The organism is Pseudomonas sp. GL_093 (assembly GCF_057837605.1).
Map to the genome: position 1 here is coordinate 1,607,280 of NZ_CM174448.1, position 23,918 is coordinate 1,631,197.

Annotated in this window: 22 protein-coding genes and 1 riboswitch; of the genes, 7 read left to right on the forward strand and 15 right to left on the reverse strand. The window is 60.8% G+C overall.

All coding sequences use genetic code 11. The features are described from left to right. Nucleotides 1-17: 17 nt before the first annotated feature. The 6 genes from uca to AC3IUE_RS07305 form a co-directional block, all read right to left on the reverse strand. Nucleotides 18-3,665 (reverse strand): urea carboxylase, encoded by a 3,648-nt coding sequence (gene uca, locus AC3IUE_RS07280; RefSeq protein WP_489266470.1) that lies wholly within the window; start codon nt 3,663-3,665, stop codon nt 18-20. Nucleotides 3,666-3,971: 306 nt separating this feature from the next. Beyond that, nucleotides 3,972-4,613, reverse strand: a complete 642-nt coding sequence (locus tag AC3IUE_RS07285; protein WP_489266472.1) for an urea amidolyase associated protein UAAP2 — start codon at nt 4,611-4,613, stop codon at nt 3,972-3,974. 11 nt (nt 4,614-4,624) lie between these two features. After that, on the reverse strand, nt 4,625-5,350 hold the full coding sequence (locus AC3IUE_RS07290; RefSeq protein ID WP_489266473.1) for an urea amidolyase associated protein UAAP1: 726 nt from the start codon (nt 5,348-5,350) through the stop codon (nt 4,625-4,627). Between the two features lie 12 nt (nt 5,351-5,362). Next, nucleotides 5,363-6,151, reverse strand: a complete 789-nt coding sequence (locus AC3IUE_RS07295; RefSeq protein ID WP_489266475.1) for an ABC transporter ATP-binding protein — start codon at nt 6,149-6,151, stop codon at nt 5,363-5,365. Beyond that, nucleotides 6,148-6,963, reverse strand: a complete 816-nt coding sequence (locus tag AC3IUE_RS07300) for an ABC transporter permease (protein ID WP_046046146.1) — start codon at nt 6,961-6,963, stop codon at nt 6,148-6,150. Before AC3IUE_RS07300 ends, AC3IUE_RS07295 begins: the two co-directional genes overlap by 4 nt. Nucleotides 6,964-6,979: 16 nt before the next feature. Continuing rightward, entirely contained in the window at nt 6,980-8,047 is a 1,068-nt protein-coding gene (locus AC3IUE_RS07305) for a putative urea ABC transporter substrate-binding protein (RefSeq protein WP_415759501.1), read from the reverse strand. A 62-nt stretch (nt 8,048-8,109) separates the two neighbouring features. Continuing rightward, nucleotides 8,110-8,210: riboswitch (guanidine-I (ykkC/yxkD leader) on the reverse strand. Between the two features lie 277 nt (nt 8,211-8,487). Here AC3IUE_RS07305 and AC3IUE_RS07310 point away from each other — a divergent pair. Together AC3IUE_RS07310 and AC3IUE_RS07315 are read left to right on the forward strand one after the other, a co-directional pair. Beyond that, the gene (locus tag AC3IUE_RS07310; RefSeq protein ID WP_489266478.1) at nt 8,488-8,730 is read left to right on the forward strand and encodes a hypothetical protein; all 243 of its coding nucleotides are present in this window, start codon (nt 8,488-8,490) and stop codon (nt 8,728-8,730) included. A gap of 167 nt (nt 8,731-8,897) precedes the next feature. Further along, complete coding sequence (locus AC3IUE_RS07315) at nt 8,898-9,350, forward strand: hypothetical protein (protein ID WP_489266480.1); 453 nt, start codon at nt 8,898-8,900, stop codon at nt 9,348-9,350. Between the two features lie 60 nt (nt 9,351-9,410). Here the strand turns inward: AC3IUE_RS07315 and AC3IUE_RS07320 are convergent, their stop codons facing one another. Then, a complete protein-coding gene (locus AC3IUE_RS07320) occupies nt 9,411-10,514 on the reverse strand; it encodes an enoyl-CoA hydratase/isomerase family protein (RefSeq protein ID WP_056742572.1) in 1,104 nt (367 codons plus the stop codon). 132 nt (nt 10,515-10,646) lie between these two features. On the opposite strand from AC3IUE_RS07320, the gene ung reads away from it, so the two are divergent. Further along, nucleotides 10,647-11,339 (forward strand): uracil-DNA glycosylase, encoded by a 693-nt coding sequence (gene ung / locus AC3IUE_RS07325; protein WP_489266482.1) that lies wholly within the window; start codon nt 10,647-10,649, stop codon nt 11,337-11,339. A gap of 101 nt (nt 11,340-11,440) precedes the next feature. Here the strand turns inward: ung and AC3IUE_RS07330 are convergent, their stop codons facing one another. From AC3IUE_RS07330 to AC3IUE_RS07350, 5 genes are read right to left on the reverse strand one after another with little or no spacing between them, the layout of a single operon-like run. Then, nucleotides 11,441-12,481: an AbrB family transcriptional regulator gene (locus AC3IUE_RS07330; protein WP_489266484.1), complete on the reverse strand. Its 1,041-nt coding sequence runs from the start codon at nt 12,479-12,481 to the stop codon at nt 11,441-11,443. Continuing rightward, nucleotides 12,474-13,988 carry a tripartite tricarboxylate transporter permease gene (locus AC3IUE_RS07335; protein WP_489266486.1) on the reverse strand — a complete coding sequence of 505 codons (1,515 nt, stop codon included), beginning with the start codon at nt 13,986-13,988 and terminating at the stop codon, nt 12,474-12,476. The genes AC3IUE_RS07330 and AC3IUE_RS07335 overlap by 8 nt, the downstream gene beginning before the upstream one ends. Before the next feature lies 1 nt (nt 13,989). Then, nucleotides 13,990-14,448, reverse strand: a complete 459-nt coding sequence (locus AC3IUE_RS07340) for a tripartite tricarboxylate transporter TctB family protein (protein WP_489266488.1) — start codon at nt 14,446-14,448, stop codon at nt 13,990-13,992. Nucleotides 14,449-14,507: 59 nt separating this feature from the next. Then, a complete protein-coding gene (locus AC3IUE_RS07345) occupies nt 14,508-15,485 on the reverse strand; it encodes a Bug family tripartite tricarboxylate transporter substrate binding protein (protein ID WP_489266490.1) in 978 nt (325 codons plus the stop codon). A gap of 39 nt (nt 15,486-15,524) precedes the next feature. Next, entirely contained in the window at nt 15,525-16,817 is a 1,293-nt protein-coding gene (locus AC3IUE_RS07350) for an OprD family porin (protein ID WP_489266492.1), read from the reverse strand. 234 nt (nt 16,818-17,051) lie between these two features. On the opposite strand from AC3IUE_RS07350, the gene AC3IUE_RS07355 reads away from it, so the two are divergent. After that, nucleotides 17,052-17,723 (forward strand): response regulator, encoded by a 672-nt coding sequence (locus AC3IUE_RS07355; protein ID WP_008153060.1) that lies wholly within the window; start codon nt 17,052-17,054, stop codon nt 17,721-17,723. Continuing rightward, nucleotides 17,716-19,104: a sensor histidine kinase gene (locus tag AC3IUE_RS07360; RefSeq protein ID WP_489266494.1), complete on the forward strand. Its 1,389-nt coding sequence runs from the start codon at nt 17,716-17,718 to the stop codon at nt 19,102-19,104. Before AC3IUE_RS07355 ends, AC3IUE_RS07360 begins: the two co-directional genes overlap by 8 nt. A gap of 116 nt (nt 19,105-19,220) precedes the next feature. Here the strand turns inward: AC3IUE_RS07360 and AC3IUE_RS07365 are convergent, their stop codons facing one another. Beyond that, nucleotides 19,221-20,042 carry an HDOD domain-containing protein gene (locus tag AC3IUE_RS07365; protein ID WP_489266496.1) on the reverse strand — a complete coding sequence of 274 codons (822 nt, stop codon included), beginning with the start codon at nt 20,040-20,042 and terminating at the stop codon, nt 19,221-19,223. Between the two features lie 34 nt (nt 20,043-20,076). After that, nucleotides 20,077-21,018 (reverse strand): CAF17-like 4Fe-4S cluster assembly/insertion protein YgfZ, encoded by a 942-nt coding sequence (ygfZ, locus tag AC3IUE_RS07370; RefSeq protein WP_489266498.1) that lies wholly within the window; start codon nt 21,016-21,018, stop codon nt 20,077-20,079. Nucleotides 21,019-21,167: 149 nt separating this feature from the next. Between ygfZ and AC3IUE_RS07375 the strand changes: the two genes are divergently transcribed. Both AC3IUE_RS07375 and AC3IUE_RS07380 read left to right on the forward strand, forming a co-directional pair. Further along, nucleotides 21,168-21,422: an FAD assembly factor SdhE gene (locus AC3IUE_RS07375; protein ID WP_033054070.1), complete on the forward strand. Its 255-nt coding sequence runs from the start codon at nt 21,168-21,170 to the stop codon at nt 21,420-21,422. Beyond that, nucleotides 21,406-21,858 (forward strand): protein YgfX, encoded by a 453-nt coding sequence (locus AC3IUE_RS07380; protein WP_082555836.1) that lies wholly within the window; start codon nt 21,406-21,408, stop codon nt 21,856-21,858. The genes AC3IUE_RS07375 and AC3IUE_RS07380 overlap by 17 nt, the downstream gene beginning before the upstream one ends. Here the strand turns inward: AC3IUE_RS07380 and nadB are convergent. Next, nucleotides 21,827-23,443, reverse strand: a complete 1,617-nt coding sequence (gene nadB / locus AC3IUE_RS07385; RefSeq protein ID WP_046046129.1) for an L-aspartate oxidase — start codon at nt 23,441-23,443, stop codon at nt 21,827-21,829. The genes AC3IUE_RS07380 and nadB overlap by 32 nt on opposite strands. Nucleotides 23,444-23,918: the final 475 nt, after the last annotated feature.

Below are 23,918 nucleotides of genomic sequence, written 5' to 3' on the forward strand. Positions count from 1 at the left end.
TCCTTTTCAAAATGTGTTCACTCAAGTTCCAGCACCACGACACGCTGTCCAGCGCGCACCGCCGAACCCGGTTGCACGCGAATCTCGCGGACCACCCCGGCCATGGGCGCGAGCAATGGGATTTCCATCTTCATCGACTCCAGAATCACCAGCACATCACCCGCGGCAACCCGGCTGCCGGTTTCAACCTGAACCTGCCAAAGGTTGCCGGCGATGTGGCTGTCGACGCTCTGTTGACCGCTGGCCAGCGGTGCGTCCTCGGTCAATTCCGGGACAAGTTCTTCGCTGTCGAAATGCGCCTGGCCGCTGGCGATCCAGCGCTCGCGCTCGGCGTTGAACGCACCTTTTTGCTGATCGCGAAACGCGGCAATGCTCTCGGCTTCCTTCCTCAGGAAGGCTTGGTATTCCGCCAGATTCAGCTGACTGTGCTCGATGTTCAGATCGAAGCGCCCGAGGGGGAAATCCCGTCGAATGCGCAGTAGTTCATCGGCACTGACCGGGTAGAACCGGATCTGGTCAAAGAAGCGCAGCAACCACGGTTTGCCATCGAATGCGGCGACCTCGCGATAGCGATTCCACATCTGCAACGTGCGGCCGACGAACTGATAACCGCCAGGGCCTTCCATGCCGTACACGCACATGTAAGCACCACCGATGCCCACCGAGTTTTCCGCGGTCCAGGTGCGGGCCGGGTTGTATTTGGTAGTCACCAAACGATGACGCGGATCGAGTGGCGTGGCGACGGGCGCACCGAGGTAGACGTCGCCCAGGCCCATCACCAGGTAGCTGGCGTCGAACACCGTGCGCTGCACTTCGTCGAGGTTTGGCAGGTCGTTGATGCGGCGGATGAACTCCAGATTGCTTGGGCACCACGGGGCGTCCTTGCGCACGGTGGTCATGTATTTTTCGATCGCCAACTGGCAGGCCGGGTCGTCCCATGACAGCGGCAGATGGACGATGCGCGAGGGCACTTGCAGGTCCTTGGCGGCGCACACGGCGTCCCATTCGCCGGCAACGATGCCGAGCAGATCGGCCAGCGGCAGTTGTTCAGGTTGGTAGTGCACTTGCAGCGAGCGGATGCCAGGTGTCAGGTCGATGACGCCGTGCAGGTTTTGGCTTTCCAGTGCCTGCATCAAGGCGTGGGCGCGGAAGCGCAGGACCAGATCAAGTTCGGGGGCGCCGATTTCCAGCAGCAGGTGAGTGTCCCCCGACAATCTCGCCACCAACCGCGTATCCCCCTGACCCAAATCCAACACAACAGGCGACACAAGTCCCTGTGGGAGCGAGCTTGCTCGCGATAGCGGTGTGTCAGTCACATCAACGTTGGCTGTACTGCCCCCATCGCGAGCAGGCTCGCTCCCACAGGGGGTATTCCATTTCAGGGCGAGGTTGCGGGCGGTCTTCAGGTCGACTGGGAGGAACTGAACTTTATCCCCAGCCTTGAGTTGCCCAAGCTGCCAAAGATCCGCCTCGATCACCGTCACCGGGCAAACAAATCCGCCGAGGCTAGGGCCGTCGGGACCGAGGATTACCGGCATGTCACCGGTAAAATCCACCGCCCCAATGGCGTACGGATTGTCATGAATATTCGACGGATGCAGACCCGCCTCACCACCATCCGCACGCACCCATTCAGGCTTCGGCCCGATCAACCGCACACCGGTTCGGCTGGAGTTGAAATGTACTTCCCACTGGGTGGCGAAGAAGGTGCCGATGTAGTTTTCGGTGAAGTATTCCGGTGCGCCATGAGGGCCGTAGATCACCCGGATCTGCCGCAGAACGGGCAACTCGGTGAGCTGTTCTTCAGCCAGTTGTTGACCGGCGCGGCGGTCGTTCAAAGCAGGGAGATGCAACACGTCGCCAGCCCGCAATGCACGCCCACCATGCCCACCAAACTGGCCGAGAGTGAAGGTGCTTTTGCTGCCCAGATAATCCGGAACTTGCAGACCACCGCGCAGGCACAGATAGCTGCGGGCGCCCGCACCGGCAATCGTTCCAAGGCTCAAAGTAGCGCCCGCCGTTACCAGCAAAGCGGTGTTCATCGGCACCACTTCACCATTAAGGGTCAGTGGAATCACTGCCCCGGTCACCGCCACCACCGCGTCGCAATTGAAGCGCAGCAGCGGTCCGCTCATGGTGATTTCCAGCGCCGCGGCACCTTCATCGTTGCCCAGCAGACGATTGCCCAAACGCAACGCGCGACTGTCCATCGGCCCCGACGGCGGCACGCCCACGGCCCAGTAACCGAGGCGGCCGGGATAGTCCTGAACGCTGGTCTGAGTGCCGGCGCTGAGCACTTCAAACGTGTTGGCCTGATACACCAAACCTTCCAGGCAGCGCGTCCACGGCTGGCCGCTGGCGAAGGGCAAATCGAGCAAAATCTGCCGCAAATAATCGCGGTTGGTTTCCACCCCGTACAGCAAGCTGTCGCCCAACGCTTGATGCAGATCGGCAGCGGCTTCTTCGCGGGTCGACGCCCAGCTGATGACCTTGGCAATCATGGGATCGAAGTACGGTGGAATCTCGCAACCGGCCTCGACCCAGGTGTCGATACGCAGGTGTTTGCCATCGGCGGCAGGGAAGTTCACGGCGGTCAGCAAGCCTGGGCTTGGCTGAAAATCCCGGCCCGGATCTTCGGCGTAAAGCCGTGCCTGAATCGCATGGCCGCAGGCTTTCAAGTCTCGGCTCAACTCGCTCAACGGCGGCAAATCACCTGCTGCCAGTTCCACCATCCAGCGCACCAGATCCACGCCCCAGACTTGCTCGGTGACGCCGTGCTCCACCTGCAAACGGGTGTTCACTTCGAGAAAGTAGAAACGCTGAGCCTCGCTGTCGAAGACGAATTCAACGGTGCCGGCGCTGCGGTAATTCACCGCTTTCGCCAGTTTGATCGCCGCCGCACAGAGCTCCTCGGCCATGCCCTCGGGGAGGTTCGGCGCCGGGGTTTCTTCGAGGACTTTCTGGTTGCGCCGTTGCACCGAGCAGTCGCGCACGCCGAGGGCAATCACTTCGCCCCGGCCGTCGCCGAACACCTGGACTTCCAGATGACGGGCGCGCTGGATGTATTTCTCGATGAACACGCCGGCGTCGCTGAAGTTGTTCTGGCCGAGGCGTTTGACGGCCTCAAAGGACTCGCTCAATTCGGCAGCGCTGCGGCACACGCGCATGCCGATGCCGCCACCGCCGGCGGTGCTTTTGAGCATCACCGGGTAACCGACTTGTTCACCGGCAATCAGCGCTGCGTCGAGGCTGTCGAGCAACTCAGTGCCTTCGAGCATTGGCACGCCGTGTCGCTTGGCCAAGGCGCGCGCGGTGTGCTTGAGGCCGAACACTCGCAGCTGCTCTGGCGTCGGGCCGATGAAGGCGATGTCGGCGGCTTCGCACGCTTCGGCGAACGCAGCGTTTTCCGAGAGAAAGCCGTAGCCGGGATGGATCGCCGTGGCGCCGGTGGCTTTGGCGATGGCGAGGATTTTGTCGACCGCCAGATAGGTGCCGGCGGCTGGGCCTTCACCGAGGCTGTGGGCTTCGTTGGCTTGCAGGATGTGCAGGCTGGCGGCATCGGCTTCGGAGTAAACGGCAACGCCCTGGACCTGCAACTCACGCAGGGTGCGCAGGATGCGGCAGGCAATGGCGCCACGGTTGGCAATCAGGACTTTTTCGAACATGGCATAACCCCCGGAGGCGATAGCGCATCAGCCTCGACCTGGGATGCGGGCCGTCCCGCAGTTTTTCGATAAGCGCCAGGGTCGTCCCCGACGGCAGAATCACTTCACTCCAAAACACCACCGAACCCCTGTGGGAGTGAGCCTGCTCGCGATAGCGACAGTACATTCACCATTGATGTCGACTGACACACCGCCATCGCGAGCAAGCTCGCTCCCACAGGTTTCAGTGGTGTTTGGGCTGTTTTAGGCATTGGCCGGAACGCGCCTGGCACATGAGAAACAACCAACGACGCAACCGCGCGAATTTCAGTTCCATACCAGCAGCTCCGCAGGTGTCGGGTTGTAGGCGTTGCACGGGTTGTTCAGTTGCGGGCAGTTGGAGATCAGCACGATCACGTCCATCTCGGCCCGCAGGTCGACGTATTTGCCCGGCGCCGAAATCCCGTCTTCAAACGTCAGCCCGCCATCCGCCGTGACTGGCACGTTCATGAAGAAGTTGATGTTCGGCCCGATGTCGCCCTTGCCCAGTCGCCCGTCATGAACGCAGGCGCGCAGGTAGTTGTCGCGGCAGCTGTGCATGTAGCGTTTCTCCAGCGCGTAACGCACGGTGTTGCTCTCTTGTGCGCAAGCACCGCCGAGGGTGTCGTGACGGCCGCAGGTGTCGGCAACGATGGTCAGCATCGGTTTGCCGAGGTTGGAATACAGGACGCTGCCGGTGCTCAGGTAGACGCTGTTCTGCCGGCGCAACGTGCGCTGCACGTCATAGCGTTCCTTTGGATTGGCAACGCTGTAGAACAACGTGTCGACGGCCTGGTTGCCTTCCAGGTCGAGGATGCGCAAGGTCTGGCCGGACTTGACCTCCATCAGCCACGGTTCGCCGGCCGGGATGGTGGCGCGGTAGATCGCGGTTTCGGGCAACTGTTGAGCGGTAGCGATTGCGAGTGACATGGCAGCGATCCTCAGGCGAACAGACGGTCGGTGTTGATGAAGCCGCGCTGGTTTTCCGGGCGCGAGGTGCGGCAGTGTTCGGCGACGCTGGCGTCGGCGTTCATCCAGCTGAGCTTCAGCGGTTTCGGCGCGTACTCAGGCGAAGGGTCCATCGGATGTTGCAGCGCAGTGAGCACCACCAGCGTGTCCATCGGCGCATACAACTCGATGTAGTCGCCGGCCCTGGAATTGCCTTCGACGAAGTGAAAACGCCCGGCCTCGTCGACGTTCACGCGACTGAACAGGTTGAGGGTCATCAGCAGATCCGACAGGCCTAACCCCCATTTGCCCAGCTCCACCAACAGGTTGTCGGTGCCGTTGCGGAAGAAGCCGTTGCGCAGTTCCTGATAGCGCCCCGCGCCGTATTTTTCCGCGACCTCTTCAGCGCAGAGCACACCACCGAGGCTGTCGCTCCAGCCGCAGGTGTCAGCAGTGATCGCCGCCAACACGCGGCCCATGTCCGAATACAGGCAATGGCCGGTGGTGAGCTTGGCGGTGTGTTGGCATTTGAGGCTGTCGGGCAGGTTCAGGCGTTCGGTTTTTTCATTGGCGTTGAGTAGCGTCAGGCTGACGTTGGCACCCCCTTGCAGGTCGGTCAGGCGCAGCAATTGACCCCGTTTCAACACGAAGGAGCGATGGCCGCCGCCGGGGAGCATTTCTTCGGCGAAGGGCGGGAACAGTTGGGTCGAATCAGTCATTTCAAAAATCCTCTAAGCGGTACGAAGCGTGCCTGCCAGCTCAGCCGGCAAGGCATCGACGGCGGCGCGATGGGCGCGGCGGTCGTTGTTCAAAGGGATGTCGTAAGTGATGCGTGCGCCATAGGCGCCGGGGGCGTGCGGGTCGAGGCGGACCTTGTCGAACACCAACAGACGAGTGCCGAGGCTGAAGCCTTCGGACAGGTCGTGGGTGACCATGAACACCGTCAGTTGCGTCTCGCGCCACAGCTCCAGCAGCAAACCGTGCATGTCCTTGCGGATGCCTGGATCGAGGGCGCCGAAGGGTTCGTCGAGCAGCAGCACGCGAGGTTTCATGATCAGCGCCTGAGCAATCGCCAGTCGTTGTTGCATGCCGCCGGAGAGCTGCGCCGGGTACTTGTCCAGCGAATGGCCGAGGCCGACTTTGTGCAGCAGCACCGAGGCTTGTTCGCGCGCGTCTTTTTTAGCGCTGCCGAACAAGCGCCCGAGCAGCGGCGAGCGCGGCAGTTCGAGGCCCAGAGCGACGTTGTCCAGCACCGTCAGGTGCGGGAACACCGAGTAGCGCTGGAACACCACGCCACGGCTGGCATCGGGCTCGCCGGCCAAGGCCTGGCCATCCAACAGAATCTCGCCGCGACTGGCGCGTTCCTGGCCCAGCAATAGCCGCAGGAAGGTCGACTTGCCGCAACCCGACGCACCGACCAAGGTGCAGAACTCACCCTCGTTGACGTTCAGGTTCAGCCCTTCGAGCACCACCTGATCGGCGTATTGCTGCCAGACATTTTTCACTGTGATGAAGCTCATGCGCGGGCCCCCTCATACCAAGGGAACGCACGTTGGGTCAGGCGCTTGAGGCCCCAATCCATCAACCAGGCGAGGAGGGTGATCCAAACCACGTAAGGCAGAATCACGTCCATCGCCAGGTAGCGGCGCACCAGGAAAATCCGGTAACCGAGTCCGTCGGTAGATGCGATGGCTTCCGCGGCGATCAGGAACAACCACGCCGAGCCAAGCATCAGCCGCAGCGAGATCAACAAGCGTGGCAACAGTTGCGGCAGCACCACGCGCAGCATCAGCGTCCAGGTCGAAGCGCCGAGGGTCTGGGCCTTGATCAGCAACTCCACGGGAATTTCCCGGGCGCGTTGTTCCAGATCACGGGCCAGGCACGGAGTGATGCCGATCACGATCAGCATCACTTTCGACAACTCCCCCAAGCCGAACACGATGAACAGAATCGGCAGAATCGCCAGCGGCGGCACCATCGACAGCACCGTCAGCAACGGCGACAACGGCGCGCCAAACAGCGGCAGGGTACCGGCGGCGATGCCCAGGCACAGCCCGGCCAGCGCGCTGATACCGAGGCCGATGGCCAGGCGGCGCAGGCTGGACGCGGTGTCTTGCCACAACAGGTATTCACCGGTGCGGCTGTCGGCGGTGAACGCCAGGCGTTTCACCGCGTCGGTCATCTGCACGGCGCTCGGCAACAGCTTGTCGTTGGGGTTGTCCGTCAGCCGCTCGGCCGAGCCCATGAAGTAGGCGAACAGCACCAGGGCGAACGGCAGGATCACCAACAGCAGGCGACTCGGACGATCCGGGTGGCGATTGATCAGGCGCATGGTCAGCTCCTCCTGATTACAGCTTGGCGTCGGCGGCCATCTGCACGTAGGTCGGGTCGAAGCGCAGCTTGAGGTTGGTCTTGTCGCCGCTGGTCACGCCGTTGGCGAACGCCATGCCGACCGCGCTGGTGTCCTTGGCGCCTTCACCCAGCAAGCCGTGCTGGAACGAGAACTCGGCGACTTTGCGCATGGTTTCCGGCAGTTGCTTGCTGGTGGAGAACGCCAGGGCTTCTTTGGGTGTGGCGAACAATTTGGTGGTGTCCAGTTGCGACTGGAAACCGGCCAGATCGGTGCCCGAGGCTTTGGCCATGTGTTCGAGGGCGGCTTTGCTGGCGGCGTTTTTGGCGTTCATCAACTCGACCACTTCGAACCAGGCACCGGTCAGCGCTTTGCCCAGCGCCGGGTTGTCTTTGAGGGTCGATGAGTTGACCACCATCATGTCCATGATTTCGCCGGGGATCTGGCTGGAGTTGAACACTTCGGTCACCGCAGGCTTGGCCTTGATATCCGAAAGCATCGGGTTCCAGGTGGTGACAGCGTTGACCTGATCGGTGTTGAAGGCCGCCGAGATGTCGGCGTCGGAGGTGTTGACCACTTTCAGGTCTTTCTCGGTGAGATCGACCGAATCCAGCGCCCGGGCCAGCAAGTAGTGGGAGACAGAGAGTTCCACCAGATTGACGTCCATGCCTTTGAGGTCGGTGACTTTCTTGCCATCGCCCTTGAGCACGATGCCGTCGTTGCCGTTGGAGAAATCGCTGACGATCAGCGCGGTGCTGTCGACGCCGCCGGCAGCAGGGATGGTCAGCGCATCCATGTTGGTCATGGTGCAGCCATCGAACTGGCCGGCGGTGTATTGGTTGATGGATTCGACGTAGTCATTGAGCTGCACGACATCGATTTTGATGCCGTACTTCTTCGCCCATTTGTCGACGATGCCTTGGCTGCCGGCGTATTCCCAGGGCATCCAGCCGGCGTAGATGGTCCAGCAGACGCTGAAGTGGTCTTTCTGGGCGGCTTGGGACGAGACGCTCACGAAGGCTGCGAAAGCAGCGGCGAGCAGGGCGGGTAAACGAAGCTTGAGCATGGGTGGTTCTCCAGTTGATCAAGGGCGGGCAGGAGTCAACGCGGCACCGCGAACGGTGGCTTGTCTCCCGGGCTTTTGTCCCGCCGTGTAACCTCAACTGGAGGTCGCCAACTCTCGGACCAGCCACTCGCCTTAGCGAGCCGGAACCCTAGTCAGCCATTGCAAATTGTGGTGCCGCGAACCTGTGATGACTCCTGCACGTGTTTGCTTAAGCGAGAGCCGTGCCAAGTCGGCTTGAGCGCTCTAGCGTGGGCGATTACGCAGTTGGCGCGTTGGGAAGAGGTGGCGGCGTTGCCTTGTGATGGTGCATGGGTGCACCGCGATGGATCGGGTCGGCCGCTGATCTGAAGGTCCAGGCGGCTCGGCACTCGGCGCAGCATTGCCAGTCAAAACAGGTGTCAGCCGGCCTGTTCCGGTTGCGGGTCTTTCAGGAGGCCGCCATGTTTCGTCGACTGTTGTTCGGTATGGTTCTCGGTCTGGGGCTGTCCGGCTGCTACTACTACGCCGGTGGTTACGATGTGTATTCCGAGCCTTATTACTACCCCGGCTATTCACCCTATTCCTACTATTACGGACCGCATTACTACTACGGACCGCGCTTTTATGGTGGCTATCGCTACTACTATTGGGGCGGGCCCGGCCCACGTCATTACGGTGGTGGATATCGCGGTGGCCACCATTAATCAGCGGGTGAAAAGATGAAAAACCTTTCATCGGCGACTTGTTTCAATGTGTTTCAAGAACGCACCAGATTCCGAAATCGATGTCTGATCTTTCGACAGTCACCGAATAATTGACTGTCGCCTGCCAGCGTCGCTGGTGTGGCTCACTCGCGGTCCAGGAGGCCGCCATGTATCTGCGAATTCTTCTGATTGCTGTATTGGGATTGTCTCTTGGTGCATGCGTGCCCTATTCCGATGGAGGAGCCAGCTACTACCGTTCCGAGGTCTATACCTCGCCATCCTATTATGACGGCGGACCTTACTATTCAGGCGGCGGCGGTTATTACACGCAACCACGCCGGTACTACGCCCCGCCAGCGCGGTATTACCAGCCAACGCCGCGGTATTACTATCAGCCGCGGGTTTATCAACCGGCACCACGCTATTACCAGTCGCAACGAGGCGACTATCGGGCCCATCAGAATCGCGGCTGGGATGGCCATGACCGTGGCGGTTGGGACGGCCGTAACCGCGGTGGAAACAACGACTATCGCGGCGGCCATGGCGGACGCGACAGCCGTGGCGGAAGGGGCGACCAAAACGGTCGCGGCGATCACGATGGCCGAGGCGGCCACCGTTAAACACTCATAAAAAAAGCGGCGCATGAAGCGCCGCTTTTTTATGCCCGGATTTCAGTATTCCTACAGATCGGCCAGAGGATGCCGGCCTTCCCAGGCCTTGTGGAAGTGCGCTTCTACCACTGCATCCGGCAGGTTATTGATGTCTGGCCAGTGCCAATGCGGTTTTTGATCCTTGTCGATCAATCGTGCGCGCACGCCTTCGCTGAACTCAGGATGACGGCAACAGTTGAGGCTCATGGTGTATTCCATCTGAAAGACTTGAGCCAGCGACATGTGCCGGGCTCGGGCGATCTGTTCCCACACCAGATGAGCGGTCAGCGGCGCACCTTCGCTCATGGTTTTCGCGGCACGGCTGAGCAGCAGATCCGTGTTGTCGCGCAGCTGGCTGATGGCCTTCCAGGCGCAGCGCACGTCACTGACATCCAGCAGCTCATCGATCTGCTGGCGTCGTGGCAGCCATTGGGCTTCGGGCATTTGCGCGATGGCTTCCTGCTGCAGGGCTTTGAGCAGACTGTTGAGCTGCATCGGCGTCTGTTCCTGCCAGTTCAACTGCAGCAGGCCTTCCATCAGCTCTTCCTGCTGTTCATCGAGCAGGAAACGGTCGGCCAGGTCGAGATCGATCGCATCGCGACCGTTCATATGGGCGCCGGTCAGGCCGAGGAACAATCCGAGCTTGCCGGGCAGACGCGACAGAAACCAACTGGCCCCGACATCCGGGTACAAACCGATACTGATCTCCGGCATCGCCAGGCGGCTGCTCGGCGTGACAATCCGGATGCCCGACCCTTGCAGCAGCCCCATGCCGCCGCCGAGCACATAGCCATGCCCCCAGCAGATCAGCGGTTTAGGGTAAGTGTGCAGATTGAAGTCCAGGCGATATTCCGCCGCAAAGAAATGCGCTGCCAGCGGCGGCACTTCGCCGGGATGGGCGCGACAGGCTTCCACCAGGCTGCGGACTTCACCGCCGGCGCAAAAGGCCTTGGCGCCGTTGCCGCGCAGCACAACGCAGACGATTTGCGGTTCTTTGGCCCAGACGTCCAGTTGATCGCGCAAGGCGTTGATCATCGGCAAGGACAGGGCATTGAGGGACTTTTCGGCATCCAGGCTGGCGACTCCGATGCGTGCGCCGTCGGTGCCAGTGAGTTCTTCGAAGTGCAGATTCATCGTGACCTCGATCGGGAATTTGAGCGTTCAGTATGATCGCTGTACAGGAAAGTGCCGGATCTGCGTCAGATCAATTGACAAGCGTGATGGGCTTTCCTAGGGTTCGCCCCATTGTTTTTGCCGGATGTAACCATGACTGCTGACGACCGTATCAAACTCGAACCGAGCTGGAAGGAGGCACTGCGTGCCGAATTCGACCAGCCCTACATGGCAGAGTTGCGCAACTTCCTGCAAGAGGAGCGCGCGGCCGGCAAGGAAATCTACCCTCCAGGACCGATGATTTTCAACGCGCTCAATTCGACGCCGCTGGATAAAGTCAAAGTGGTCATCCTCGGCCAGGACCCGTACCACGGTCCGGGACAGGCCCATGGCTTGTGCTTCTCGGTACAACCGGGCGTACCGGCACCGCCGTCGCTGGTGAACATCTACAAAGAGTTGAAACGCGATCTGAACATCGACATCCCGACCCACGGTTGCCTGCAAAGCTGGGCCGACCAGGGCGTGCTCATGATCAACACCACCATGACCGTGGAACGCGCCAACGCCAACGCCCATGCGGGCAAGGGCTGGCAGTACTTTACCGATCGGATTATCGAAGTGGTCAGCGAACACCAGCCACATCTGGTGTTCCTGCTGTGGGGCGCGCATGCCCAGAGCAAGCAGAAACTGATCGATGCCACCAAGCATCTGGTGCTGACGTCGGTGCATCCGTCACCGTTGTCCGCCTATCGTGGCTTCCTCGGGTGTGGGCACTTCAGTCGAACCAATAAGTACCTTGAGCAGAATGGCGAAACACCGATCGAGTGGCGGTTGCCACCAGTTTGATGCGTTGACCGAGTCGCCCCCTTCGCGAGCAGGCTCGCTCCCACAAGGATCACGCGAACCCTGTGGGAGCGAGCCTGCTCGCGAAGGGGCGACTCGGTCTTTCAGACAGATTCAGGCACCCGATTCCAATACTTGAACAACGGCTCCGCCAGAAACAACACAAACAACAGCCGCATCACCTGCATCGCCGTCACCAGCGGCACTGACAATTGCAGGGTTTCCGCCGTCAGGCTCATCTCCGCAATCCCACCGGGCATCATGCCCAGTGTCAGCGAACGCAAATCCAGATGGGTCAACGCACTCAACCCCAGCGCCGCCGCGGTGGCGATCAGCATGGTCAACACCGTGCCAATCAACGTCCGCCCCATAAACGACGGCGCACGCCGGAAAAACTGCCGATTGAAGTGGCACCCCAACCCGCTGCCAATCAGCCATTGGCCAATCTGGCTGCCGCCGTTGGGCAAACTGATGTGCAGATCCCAGCCAATACTCACCGCCGCACTCACCAGCAACGGCCCGAACAGCCACGGATTGGGTTGACGCAGACGCTCCCAAAGCCAGGCGGCGAGGGCGCCCGCCGGGAATAGAAGTGCCAGCCAGCGCCAGTCAACGGAAGTGGCATGGGACAGCGGTGCACCGTCACCCAACAAATACTTGAATGCCGCCGGTACACACAGCACCACCACCAACACCCGCAGACTTTGCCCCGCCGCAACACGACTGAGCACCGCGCCGTTACGCGCGCCGAGGTTGACCATCTCCCCGGAGCCGCCCGGCATGCTGGAAAAGAACGCGGTGGCGCGATCTTCACCGGTACGCCGCATCAACCAGACCCCGACCACGGCCGACAGGCTGGTGACCAACGCACCGAAGAAGATCAGACCGAAGTGGCTCAGGACCTGCTCCATCACCACCGGGGTGAAGTGCAGGCCGATGCCGATGCCGACAATCCACTGGCCGCACTTGCGGCCGCCAGGGATTTCCGCCAATTGCCAGGGTGTCAGGCAACGCACCAGGATGATCGCCAGCAACGAGCCGACCATCCACGGCAGTGGCCAGCCGATCTGGCTGGCCAGGTAACCGCCCAGCAGACCGACCAGCGGGGTTCCCCACCAGGCTTTGAAGGGTGTTCGATCAGACATCGGCGATAACGCGCCGGGCGACCGAACGTTTGCGCCAGATTCGCAGGATCGGCATGAGCAGCATGATTGCGGTCAGTACCCAGACACCGAAGGTGATCGGGCTTGACCAGAGGATTTCCAGTGCACCGTTGGAAATCGACAGGGCGCGACGCAGGTTCTGCTCCATCAAACCGCCGAGGATGAAACCCAGCAGAACCGGCGACAACGGGAAGTCCAGCTTGCGCAGGATGTAGCCGAAGATGCCGATGCCGATCATCAGGAACAAGTCGAAGGTGGTGGCATGCACCGCGTAGACGCCGATCCCGGTAATGATCGCGATCACCGGCACCAGCGCCCAGTTCGGCACGGCAAGGATGCGCGTGAAGATGCGGATCATCGGAATGTTGAGGATCACCAGCATCACGTTGGCGACGAACAACGACGCGATCAGGCCCCAGACAATGTCCGGTTGCTGTTGGAACAACAGCGGGCCCGGGGTGATGTTGTACAGCGACAACGCGCCGATCATCACTGCCGTGGTACCCGAACCCGGAACGCCGAGGGTCAGCATTGGCACCAGGGCACCGCAGGCAGCGCCACCGATAGCGGTTTCCGGAGCCGCGAGGCCACGCATGTCACCTTGTCCGAAAGTGCCATTGGCGCCGGCGATACGTTTCTCGGTCATGTAGGCCACAGCGCTGGCCAATGTCGCGCCGGCACCCGGCAACACGCCCATGATGAAACCGAGCAAACCGCAACGGATGTTCACCACGAACACCGCCGAGGCTTCCTTGAAGTTGAACATCATGCGCCCGGTGGCTTTCACCGCTTCCTGGCCGCGATGAGTTTTTTCCAGCAACAAAAGGATTTCACTGATGGAGAACAAGCCCAGTACCAGCACAACGAACTGAATACCGTCCGTCAAATGGATGTTATCCCCGGTGAAACGGTACACGCCGCTGTTGGCATCGATCCCGACGGTCGATAGAAACAAACCGATCAGCGCGGCGATAAAGGTCTTTAGTGGTCGGTCGCCGGCCATGCCGCCGAGACAGACAATCGCAAACACCATCAGCACGAAGTATTCCGCAGGTCCGAAGGCAATCGCCCATTTCGCCAACAGCGGGGCGAACAGCACCATGCCGCACGTCGCGATGAACGCACCGATGAACGAGCTCCACGCCGACAGTGACAGCGCCACACCGGCCAGGCCTTTGCGGGCCATCGGGTAACCGTCGAGGGTGGTCATGACGGTGGAAGCTTCGCCCGGGATGTTCAGCAGGATCGAGCTGATCCGGCCGCCGTATTCGCAACCCAGGTACACCGCCGCCAGCAGGATCAGCGCCGACTCCGGTGGCAGGCCGAGGGCGAACGCGATCGGAATCAGCAACGCCACGCCGTTGATCGGGCCTAGCCCCGGCAACAGCCCGACGACGGTGCCGATCAGGGTGCCGCACAGCGCGGTCACGAGGTTGTACGGGGTCAGCGCGACGCCGAAGCCCTGACCCAAATAGCCAAGAGTATCCATATCAGTTCTCCAGAACGTCGAGCACGCCCAGCGGCAGTGGCACGTCCATCACCTTGTCGAACAGCAGATAAAGACCGATGGCCATCAGGCTGATGATCACCGCGCTGGGTAGCCAGCGGCCGCCATACAGGCGTGCCATAGGGATTCCAATCAGAATGCTGGCGACGATGAAACCAAGGGGTTCGAAGGCTCCGGCGAACACCAGCAACAGCAGCACGCAGATGCCGATTTTGATCAGGGTTTCGCGGTCCAGTTTCGGGTCGTCGTCGCTGTGCACGATCGGCGTCGGCCGAAACACCATGTACAGCAACGCCAGCCCCATCAGGCCGAGCATCAACAATGGAAAGGCGCGCGGCCCCACCGGTTCGTAGGAAAAAGCCGCTTGATACGGCCACGCCATCAGCGCCAGGCCAACACAGACCAGCAACAGCGCCGAAGCGAAAATGCGTTGTAAGAGCATGGGAAACTCCTGTGCCACGACCCCGCAGAACGGGGGCCGCAGCCGCTAGACAGAGGCGATCACTGAATCAGGCCGAACTCTTTGGCCAGCACTTTGTAGTCCGCGACCTGCTTCTTCACGTAGGTGTCCAGCTCCGGGCCGGTCATGGCGAACGGGAACAGTTCACGCTGATCGCGCAACTTGGCAAACTCTTCGGAAGCCAGCAGCTTGTCGAAAGCGTCTTTCCACCAGGCGTAGTCTTCGTCGCTGACCTTTGGCCCGAGGTAGAAGCCGCGAACCACTGGCCAGACGATGTCGTAGCCTTGCTCCTTGGCGGTCGGGATGTCTTTCATTTCCGGCTCGTCCAGACGCTTCTCGGAGAACACCGCCAGCAGGCGCATGTCACCGCTCTGGATGTGCGGCATGGAGTCGGAGATGTCGGTGCTGCCGACCTGGATGTGGCCGCCGAGCAGGGCGGTGGCGATTTCACCGCCGCCTTCGAGGGCGACGTAACGCAGGTCGCGCGGGTTGATCCCGGCAGCCTTGGCGATCAGGGCGGTCTGCATCCAGTCCTGGCTGCCAACGGTGCCGCCGGAGCCGATCACCACTTTGCTCGGATCTTTCTTCAACGCCTGAACCAGATCGTCCAGGTTCTTGTAAGGCGAATCGCTTTTCACCGCGATGGCGCCGTAGCTTGTTCCAACCGCCGCCAGCCAGCGCACGGCGCTTTCATCGAAGCGGCCGAACTTGCCTTGGGCCAGGTTCAACAGCGAACCGCTGGACCACGCTACCAGCGTGCCAGCGTCGGCTGGACGCTGAGCGACCACCGCGTTGTACGCCACCGCGCCAACACCGCCGGGCATGTAGGTCACGCGCATCGGTTTGGTCAGCAGTTTCTGATTCACCAGCGCGCTTTGCGCCAGTTTGCAGGTCAGGTCGAAACCGCCGCCGGGCGAGGCCGGGGCGATGCATTCCGGGCGTTTGGGTTCAGCGAGCAATTGGCCGGCGAACAGCAGGGCACTGGCGGTGAGAGCAACTTTACGCATTGAAAGGTTCATTCAAGTCTCCTTGGGAGTTGTTGTTATAGGTGTACTGAATTACCAAAGGGCAACGCTATAGCTCACCAGCAGACGCACTTCATCGGCATCGCGAGCGGAGTAGTTGGAGCGGTAAGTGGCATTACGCAGGCGCACGGCGACATCCTTGAGCGCGCCGCTTTGTACGACGTATTTGATTTCGGTGTTGCGTTCCCACTCTTTGCCTTCGTCACCGTTCTTGAGCTTGATGTTGTCACCGCTCAGGTAACGGCTCATGAAACTCAGGCCGGGAACCCCGAGCCTGGCGAAGTCAAAGTCGTAACGTGCCTGCCAGGAACGTTCTTCGGCGCCGGCAAAGTCATTGATCTGAACGAAGTTGACCAGGTACGGGTCACTGCCATCGACATAAGGGAACGCGCTGTCGCCGGACATGTGCTGATAGCCGGCGCTGAATTTATGCCCGCTCAAGGCGTAGCTCACCAAGCCGTTGAGGGATTTGTTGTCGATATTGCCGCCACGGGCCGCGCCCTGGTCATCACTGATGGCCAGGCGCAGATCAGTGCCGAAAGTGCCGGGGCCGAACGGTTGCGATGCGACAACACCGAGGAAGTGCTGGTTGTAGACTTCATCAAGTTGCGCGAAGTGGTAGCTGCCGGTGATTTTGTCGGTGAACTTGTAGTCCAGGCCGCCAAAGTCGAAATGCTTGCCGGCTGCGGTACCAGCAAAGCGGCTGTTCTTGTTGTTGAGGGCGATCTCCTCGAAGTCGGTGCTGTCGCGGTCCTTGGCTTTCTCCAGACGCCCGCCGGTGAAGGTCAGGTTCTTGATCTCTTTGGAGGTCAGCAGGCCGCCTTCGAAGGTCTGCGGCAGGATGCGCCCGTCGTTGGGCTTGAGGATCGGCAGTTCCGGAATCAGGCTGCCGATTTTCAGCTCCGTGGCGGAGATTTTCACTTTGCCGGTCAGGCCAAGCTTGGAATATTCATCCGCCGCGCGACCGTCGTCATGGGTCGGCAACAGGCCGGTGCCGGTGCGGTCCGGACTGGAATCGAGTTTTACCCCCAGCATGCCCAGCGCATCGACACCGAACCCCACGGTGCCATCGGTGTAACCCGATTGCAGGTTGAGCATGAACCCCTGAGCCCATTCGTCCCGCTTGGATTGCTGGGCGCTGGTACCGTCGCGAAAGTCGCGGTTGAAATACATGTTGCGGGTTTCGAGGGTTGCCGTACTGTCTTCGAAGAAGGCAGCCTGACTCAACGGTGAAAAGCCGGCGAGGGCGGCGGCACTGGCAAGGGCGGTGTGGCTGAGGCGGGAAAAGCGAGCAGGCGGGCGAGCCTGAAGCTGAATGGACAGCATCTTGAAGTACTCCGTTTATTGTTCTTATTGGCGAAAACGCTTCGAGGCGTTTTTCGTACGCTATGTGCGGTAGCGACGAGCAGTCGAAACTGTCCGTGGCTGGACTCTAACGGGCCAACCTTTCGCTAACCTTTCAGAAGACTTTCACGGTTCTCGGGCTTCACAGCGGCGGTTGCGGCTGTAAACTCCGCGCCAAAGAATGGCGTCGACCATCCCTGAATGAGGTAAAGATCCATGCGTGTTCTGCTCGTCGAAGACCATCTGCAGCTCGCTGAAAGTGTCGCCCAGGCGCTCAAGAGCACCGGGTTGACCGTGGATGTGCTGCACGACGGCGTGGCGGCCGACCTGGCGTTGAGCAGCGAGGAATACGCCATGGCGATCCTCGACGTCGGGCTGCCGCGCATGGATGGCTTCGAAGTGCTGGCGCGCCTGCGGGCGCGGGGCAAGAACCTGCCGGTGTTGATGTTGACCGCCCGCAGCGACGTCAAGGATCGGGTCCACGGCCTGAACCTCGGCGCTGACGATTACCTGGCCAAACCTTTCGAACTGACCGAACTCGAAGCCCGGGTCAAAGCCTTGCTGCGCCGCAGTGTGCTCGGCGGTGAACGCCTGCAGCGCTGCGGCGTACTGGCCTATGACCTGGACACTCGGCGCTTCACTCTCGGTGAAGAATTGCTGACCCTGACCTCCCGCGAGCAGGCAGTGCTCGAAGCCCTGATCGCCCGTCCCGGTCGGGTGATGAGCAAGGAACAACTGGCCTCGCAAGTATTCGGTCTGGACGAAGAGGCCAGCCCCGACGCCATCGAAATCTATGTCCATCGCCTGCGCAAAAAGCTAGACGGCCAACCGGTGGTCATCGTGACCTTCCGCGGTCTCGGCTACTTGCTGGAAAGCCGCGATGCATAAGCCCAGCAGCCTGCGCTGGCGGTTGCTGTGGAATCTGGCGCTGTTGCTGGTGGTGTTGATGCTGGCGAGTGGTTTGAGCGCTTACTGGAACGGTCGCGAAGCTGCCGACACCGCCTATGACCGGACCTTGCTGGCCTCTGCGCGGACTATCGCCGCCGGTGTCTCCCAGCGCGACGGCTCGCTGAGCGCTGATGTGCCGTACGTGGCCCTCGATACTTTTGCGTACGACAGCGCGGGGCGGATTTTTTACCTGGTCAACGACATCAATCAGAAACTGATCTCGGGCTACGAAAACCTGCCGCCACCGCCGCCGGGAACGCCGCGCACTGATGACTATCCAGCGTTGGCGCGTTTCTATAACGCCAAATACCAGGGCCAGAACGTACGCGTGGTGAGCCTGCTCAAACCCGTGAGTGATCCGAACATGAACGGCATGGCGGAAATCCGCGTGGCGGAAACCGATGAGGCGCGGGTCAGCATGGCCCGCAGCCTGGCAGCGGACACGTTGCTGCGTCTGGGCATGCTGGCGATCGGTGCGTTGTTGCTGGTGTGGTTTGCGGTCAGCGCCGCGTTGCGTCCACTGGAGCGCTTGCGCACCGCGGTGGAAGAGCGTCAGTCGGACGATCTGCGGCCGTTGCCGTTGGTGGAAGTGCAGCACGAATTATGGCCGCTGGTGCGCGCGCTCAATCACTTCACCGAGCGCTTGCGCGGGCAGTTCGAGCGTCAGGCGCAGTTCATCGCCGATGCCGCCCATGAGCTGCGTACTCCCTTGGCGGCGCTGAAGGCACGGCTGGAATTGGGCTTGCGCTCGACCGAACCGGAAACCTGGCGCAATACGTTGGAAACCGCCGCCCAAGGCACGGACCGTTTGACCCACCTTGCCAATCAATTGCTCTCGCTGGCACGGGTCGAAAATGGTGCCCGGGCCATCGCCGAGGGCGGCGCGCAGTTACTTGACCTCAGTCAACTGGCGCGCGAACTCGGCATGGCCATGGCGCCGCTGGCCCACGCACGCGGTGTGGCGCTGGCGCTGGAAGCGGACGAACCGGTGTGGTTGCGCGGCGAGCCAACGCTGTTGAACGAACTGTTGAGCAATCTGGTGGATAACGCGCTGGCGCACACGCCGTCGGGTGGCAACGTGATTCTTCGGGTCACGGCACCGGCCGTGTTGGAAGTCGAGGACGACGGCCCAGGCATTCCTCTTGAAGAGCGCGATCGGGTGTTCGAACGCTTTTACCGGCGCAACCAGCAGGTGGCCGGTTCGGGGTTGGGACTGGCGATTGTTGGCGAGATCTGCCGCGCACACCTGGCTCAAATCAGCCTGCACGATGGAGAGCACGCGGGGTTGAAGGTGCGGGTGAGTTTTATCGCTGGGGAGTGATGGTGTTTGTTATGGCCCCATCGCGAGCAAGCTCGCTCCCACACTGGATCTATGTAACAGCGAAGATTCCCTGTGGGAGCGAGCTTGCTCGCGATGGGTGCGACACGGTCTCTCGACTAATAGAACATCGACCGCGACTCTTCCAGATCGTGGCACATCGCCTCGTTCTCCGGATCAATCCCCAGCTTTTTGAACGCCGGCACGCTGAATGCGTCGATGCGCGCGAGGGGGTGGTCAGTGTCTTTGTGGCAATACAGGCTGGCCACCTGCACCAGATCGACATAGTCGACCCGCTCGGACTGTCGATTGAAGTCCAGATAAAGCCCCGGCACCTGTACCAGCATCTCCGGAAACTCCCAGACCCTGAGCAGTTTGTCGCCGAGCAGTGGATGAATGTGATCGATCACATGGTTGAGGCTGACCGGGTCAGCCAGCAGTTCATAGTGATCTTCGGCGTAGGTCAGGATCGGCAGCACACCGATCTGGTGCACCAGTCCGCCAAGGGCTGCCTGATCGGGCTTGAGTTGCGTGTACCTGCGGCACAGTGCATAGCTGATCCCGGCGATTTCCAGGCTTTTGCGCCAGACATCGCGCATTTTCTGTTCCACCACCTCGGAGCGGGCATGGAAAATCTGTTCCATGACCAGACCGATGGCCAGGTTGCTGCTGTAGTTGATGCCCAATCGAGTGATTGCCGTGTGCAGGTCAGTGACTTCCTGGGTCGCGCGCAACAGCGGGCTATTGACCACTTTGATCAGACGCGCCGACAGCGCGGTATCGCGGCCGATCACTTTGCTCAGGGTGCTGACACTGATTTCCGGGTCTTCAGCGGCCTTGCGAATCTGCAGGGCCACTTCCGGTAACGTTGGCAGAACCAGGTCATCGTTATCGATGGCCTCAACCAAATCCTGTTGGACCTTTTCCGCCAGCTCACTCATTTCGTTTCTCTAGGTATTGCGACCAATGCTGCTGTTAACGCTGGATTTCGCGATCGCGATCCAGTTCGTAAGGCAGGTCGAGCAGGTGCAGGGCTGGCCCTTCGAGCGCGCCCAGATGGATATCACCCCCTTCCGCTGCTTCAGCTTGCAGCACGGCCAGGAGTTCAATGTTTTGCCCGGCGTTGGCGGCCAGCACCACTTCGCCGATAGAGCTGCCGTGGGTAGGGGAAAACAATTGTGTGCCAGGTTCAGGCAATTCGTTGGCATCCAGTTTCAGGCGATACAAGCGGCGCTTGAGTTTGCCCAGGTACTGCATGCGCGCGACGATTTCCTGGCCGGTGTAGCAACCTTTTTTGAAGCTCACGCCACCCACGGCTTGCAGATTGAGCATCTGCGGGATGAACAACTCGCGCGTGCTCGGCATGACCTGACCGATCCCTGCGCGGATCTGGCCCAACAGCCATTGATTCAGATCGACTTCGGCCAATACGGCGGACAGCTTGCCCTTGATGAGGTCGGCCTGCTCGGCGGCGACCCAGAGTTCGGCGCGGTCCGGCGAGACGCGAATGGCGATCAAACCGTCATTGCGCGCGACGCTGTCGGTGTCGGCCGGAAGATCAAGACCGAGGCTGATCAGTGCCGCATCGCCATGGCCCACGCCGAAGCGGACCCAGGCGGCGCTTTCGTCGGTCAGTTTGGATTTGGAAAACACCGCGTACTTTTTCAGGTCCGCCAGTTGCGGTTCCAGCAGTTCGGTAGCCATGGCCATCAGAACGCCGTCGCCTTCCAGCAGGATGCGGAAACTCGACTGCATCCGGCCCTTCTGCGTGCAGCGGGCGCCGAGGCTGGCCTGGGTGTCACTCAGGTAATTGAGGTTGCAGGTCAATTGGCCTTGCAGGAATTTGCCGGCATCCGCGCCGCGTACTGCGAGAACGCCTTCGTGAGACAGGGTGCAGAAAAAAGCAGAATCGGCCATGGGTCATCGCAGGGTAAAGAGTCTGGGGGACATCATAAGGGTGCGCTCTCGAAATGGGTAGTTCACAAAGGATCGTTGGTGGCCGACCAAAGCCGAGTGTTCGACTCTGCCTGGGGCTGTATACTTGCCGCCTATTTGAGGAGCGCTCCATGGTCGAAGATGTTGAACTGAATCGCCTCTACTGGCACAGCCGCCGCGGCATGCTTGAGCTTGACGTGTTGCTGGTACCGTTCGTGAAAGAGGTCTATCCACACCTCAATGATGTCGACCGCGATTGCTACCGCAGGCTGCTCGAATGCGAAGATCAGGACATGTTCGGCTGGTTCATGGAACGCGCCGAATCGGAAGATCCGGAGCTTCAGCGCATGGTTCGCATGATCCTGGATCGTGTCCAGCCCAAGTAATGCGTTCGAATGCCGCTGGCATGCCTCACGGCAATTGCTGGCGGCGTATCTTCTGGCCCAGCTGTTCGCGCTGGGTTCGCTGTGCCTTCTCTCTATTCCGGTCTGGGCCTGCCTGCTCGGCGCTTTTTGCTGTCTGGCTCACGGCGCTTGGGCGTTACCGCGACAGATTCTGCTGACACACCCAAGGGCATTTCGCGGCTTGCGTCGCAATGCCGATGGCTGGCAGTTGTGGAATCAGGAGGAGGGTTGGCAATCGGTGCAGCTACGACCGGACAGCCTGGCGCTACCTTTGCTTGTTGTGCTGCGTTTTCGACTGCGAGACGAGCGGCGGGTCAGATCAATCTGCGTTCCCCGTGACTCGCAGGCGGCGGATCTGCACCGGCGCCTGCGGGTTCGGCTCACGTTCAGTCGACGTAGGTGGGCGGCACCAGAATAGTGTCCAGAGCGACCGGCAGCATGTTCGGATAGTCGAGGGTGTAATGCAGACCGCGACTCTCCTTGCGTTCCATGGCTGACTGGATCATCAACTCAGCCACTTGGGCCAGGTTGCGCAGCTCGATCAAATCCCGACTGACCTTGTAGTTGCTATAGAACTCGTCGATTTCATCCAGCAACAGACGCACGCGGTGCTGTGCCCGTTGCAAGCGCTTGTTGGTGCGCACAATGCCGACGTAGTCCCACATGAAACGGCGCAGTTCGTCCCAGTTGTGCGCAATGATCACGTCCTCGTCGGAGTCGGTGACCTGGCTCGCATCCCAGACGGGCAGGGCGATCGGAATCGAAACCTGCGGCAGCTGCTCAAGAATGTCCGCCGCCGCCGAACGCGCGTAAACGAAACACTCCAGTAACGAGTTGCTGGCCATGCGGTTGGCGCCGTGCAGGCCGGTGAAGCTGGTTTCGCCAATGGCATATAGCCCCGGCACGTCGGTACGACCCTGCTGATCGACCATCACGCCGCCGCACGTGTAGTGCGCCGCCGGAACCACCGGAATCGGTTGCTTGGTGATGTCGATCGAGAACTCGAGGCAGCGTTCGTACACCGTCGGGAAGTGAGTCTTGATGAACGCTTCCGGCTTGTGGCTGATGTCCAGATAGACGCAATCGACGCCCAGGCGCTTCATCTCATGGTCGATGGCCCGGGCGACGATGTCGCGCGGCGCCAGCTCGGCGCGAGGGTCGAAGCGGTGCATGAAGCGTTCGCCGTTGGGCAGCTTCAGGTGTGCACCTTCGCCGCGCAGGGCTTCGGTGATCAGGAAACTCTTGGCTTGCGGGTGATACAGGCAAGTGGGGTGGAACTGGTTGAATTCCAGATTCGCCACTCGGCAGCCCGAACGCCAGGCCATGGCAATGCCATCACCGCAGGCGCCGTCGGGGTTGCTGGTATAGAGATAGACCTTTGCTGCGCCGCCCGATGCGAGGATCACAAAGCGAGCGGCGTAGGTGTCGACTTCACCGGTCCCGCGATTGAGGACGTAGGCGCCGAGGCAGCGATCACCTTCAAGGCCCAGGCGCTTTTCGGTGATCAGGTCGACCGCGACTCGCTGCTCCAGCAGTTCGATGTTCGGTCGTTGCCTGGCCTTGTCGAGCAAGGTTCTGAAAATCGCTGCGCCCGTGGCATCGGCGGCATGGATGATGCGCCGATGGCTATGACCGCCTTCGCGGGTCAGGTGGAACTCGAATCCGCCATCTTCGGTGCCGGACTGTTCATCGCGTGTGAAGGGCACACCTTGGTCGATCAGCCATTGAATCGCCTCTTTACTGTGCTCGACGGTAAAGCGCACGGCGTCTTCGTGGCACAGGCCGCCGCCAGCATTGAGGGTGTCATCGACATGTGATTCAACGGTGTCGGTGTCATCCAGGACGGCAGCGACGCCACCCTGGGCCCAGAACGTCGAGCCATTGGCGAGGTCGCCTTTGCTCAGTACGGCGATGCGCAAATGACCGGGCAAGGTCAGCGCAAGGCTCAAACCGGCAGCGCCGCTGCCAATGACCAGAACATCATGTTGAAACTGTTGGCTCATTTCAGGATTCCGCTCAAAGCGACCCGGGTCGGGGTTGGCGCAAGACACCTGGATCGGCGAGTCAAGACAGCCACACAGCCCACTAGTATATAGAGGGGGGGAGCGGCACAATAGCGAGCACACATGGCATTGTGAAACTACTGTGACGGAAAATACCTGACGCTTCGTCGGATGGTTTTTCGGCCGGTTCGGCGACAAGACGACTGTATCAACGATTTAACAGTCTTTTTCTATTCACGGTTGCACAATGTCGGTCTTGCGCAGCTATAAATATTTGGAACTTTTGCCAAAGGCCCAAGATCAATAGACCGTGCCTGATTCAAGGGACAGTGTCGGCTTCAACGCGGGATCGGTGATTTGATCCTTGCCGGCGAATCCGATGACAAGATTATTCGCGCAGCCGGGTTGACCCGCGCTGCGCTTTTCGTGCGTGCCAAATCAGAGCCCGCAGGAAACTTGCTTGGAGGGGGAGAAC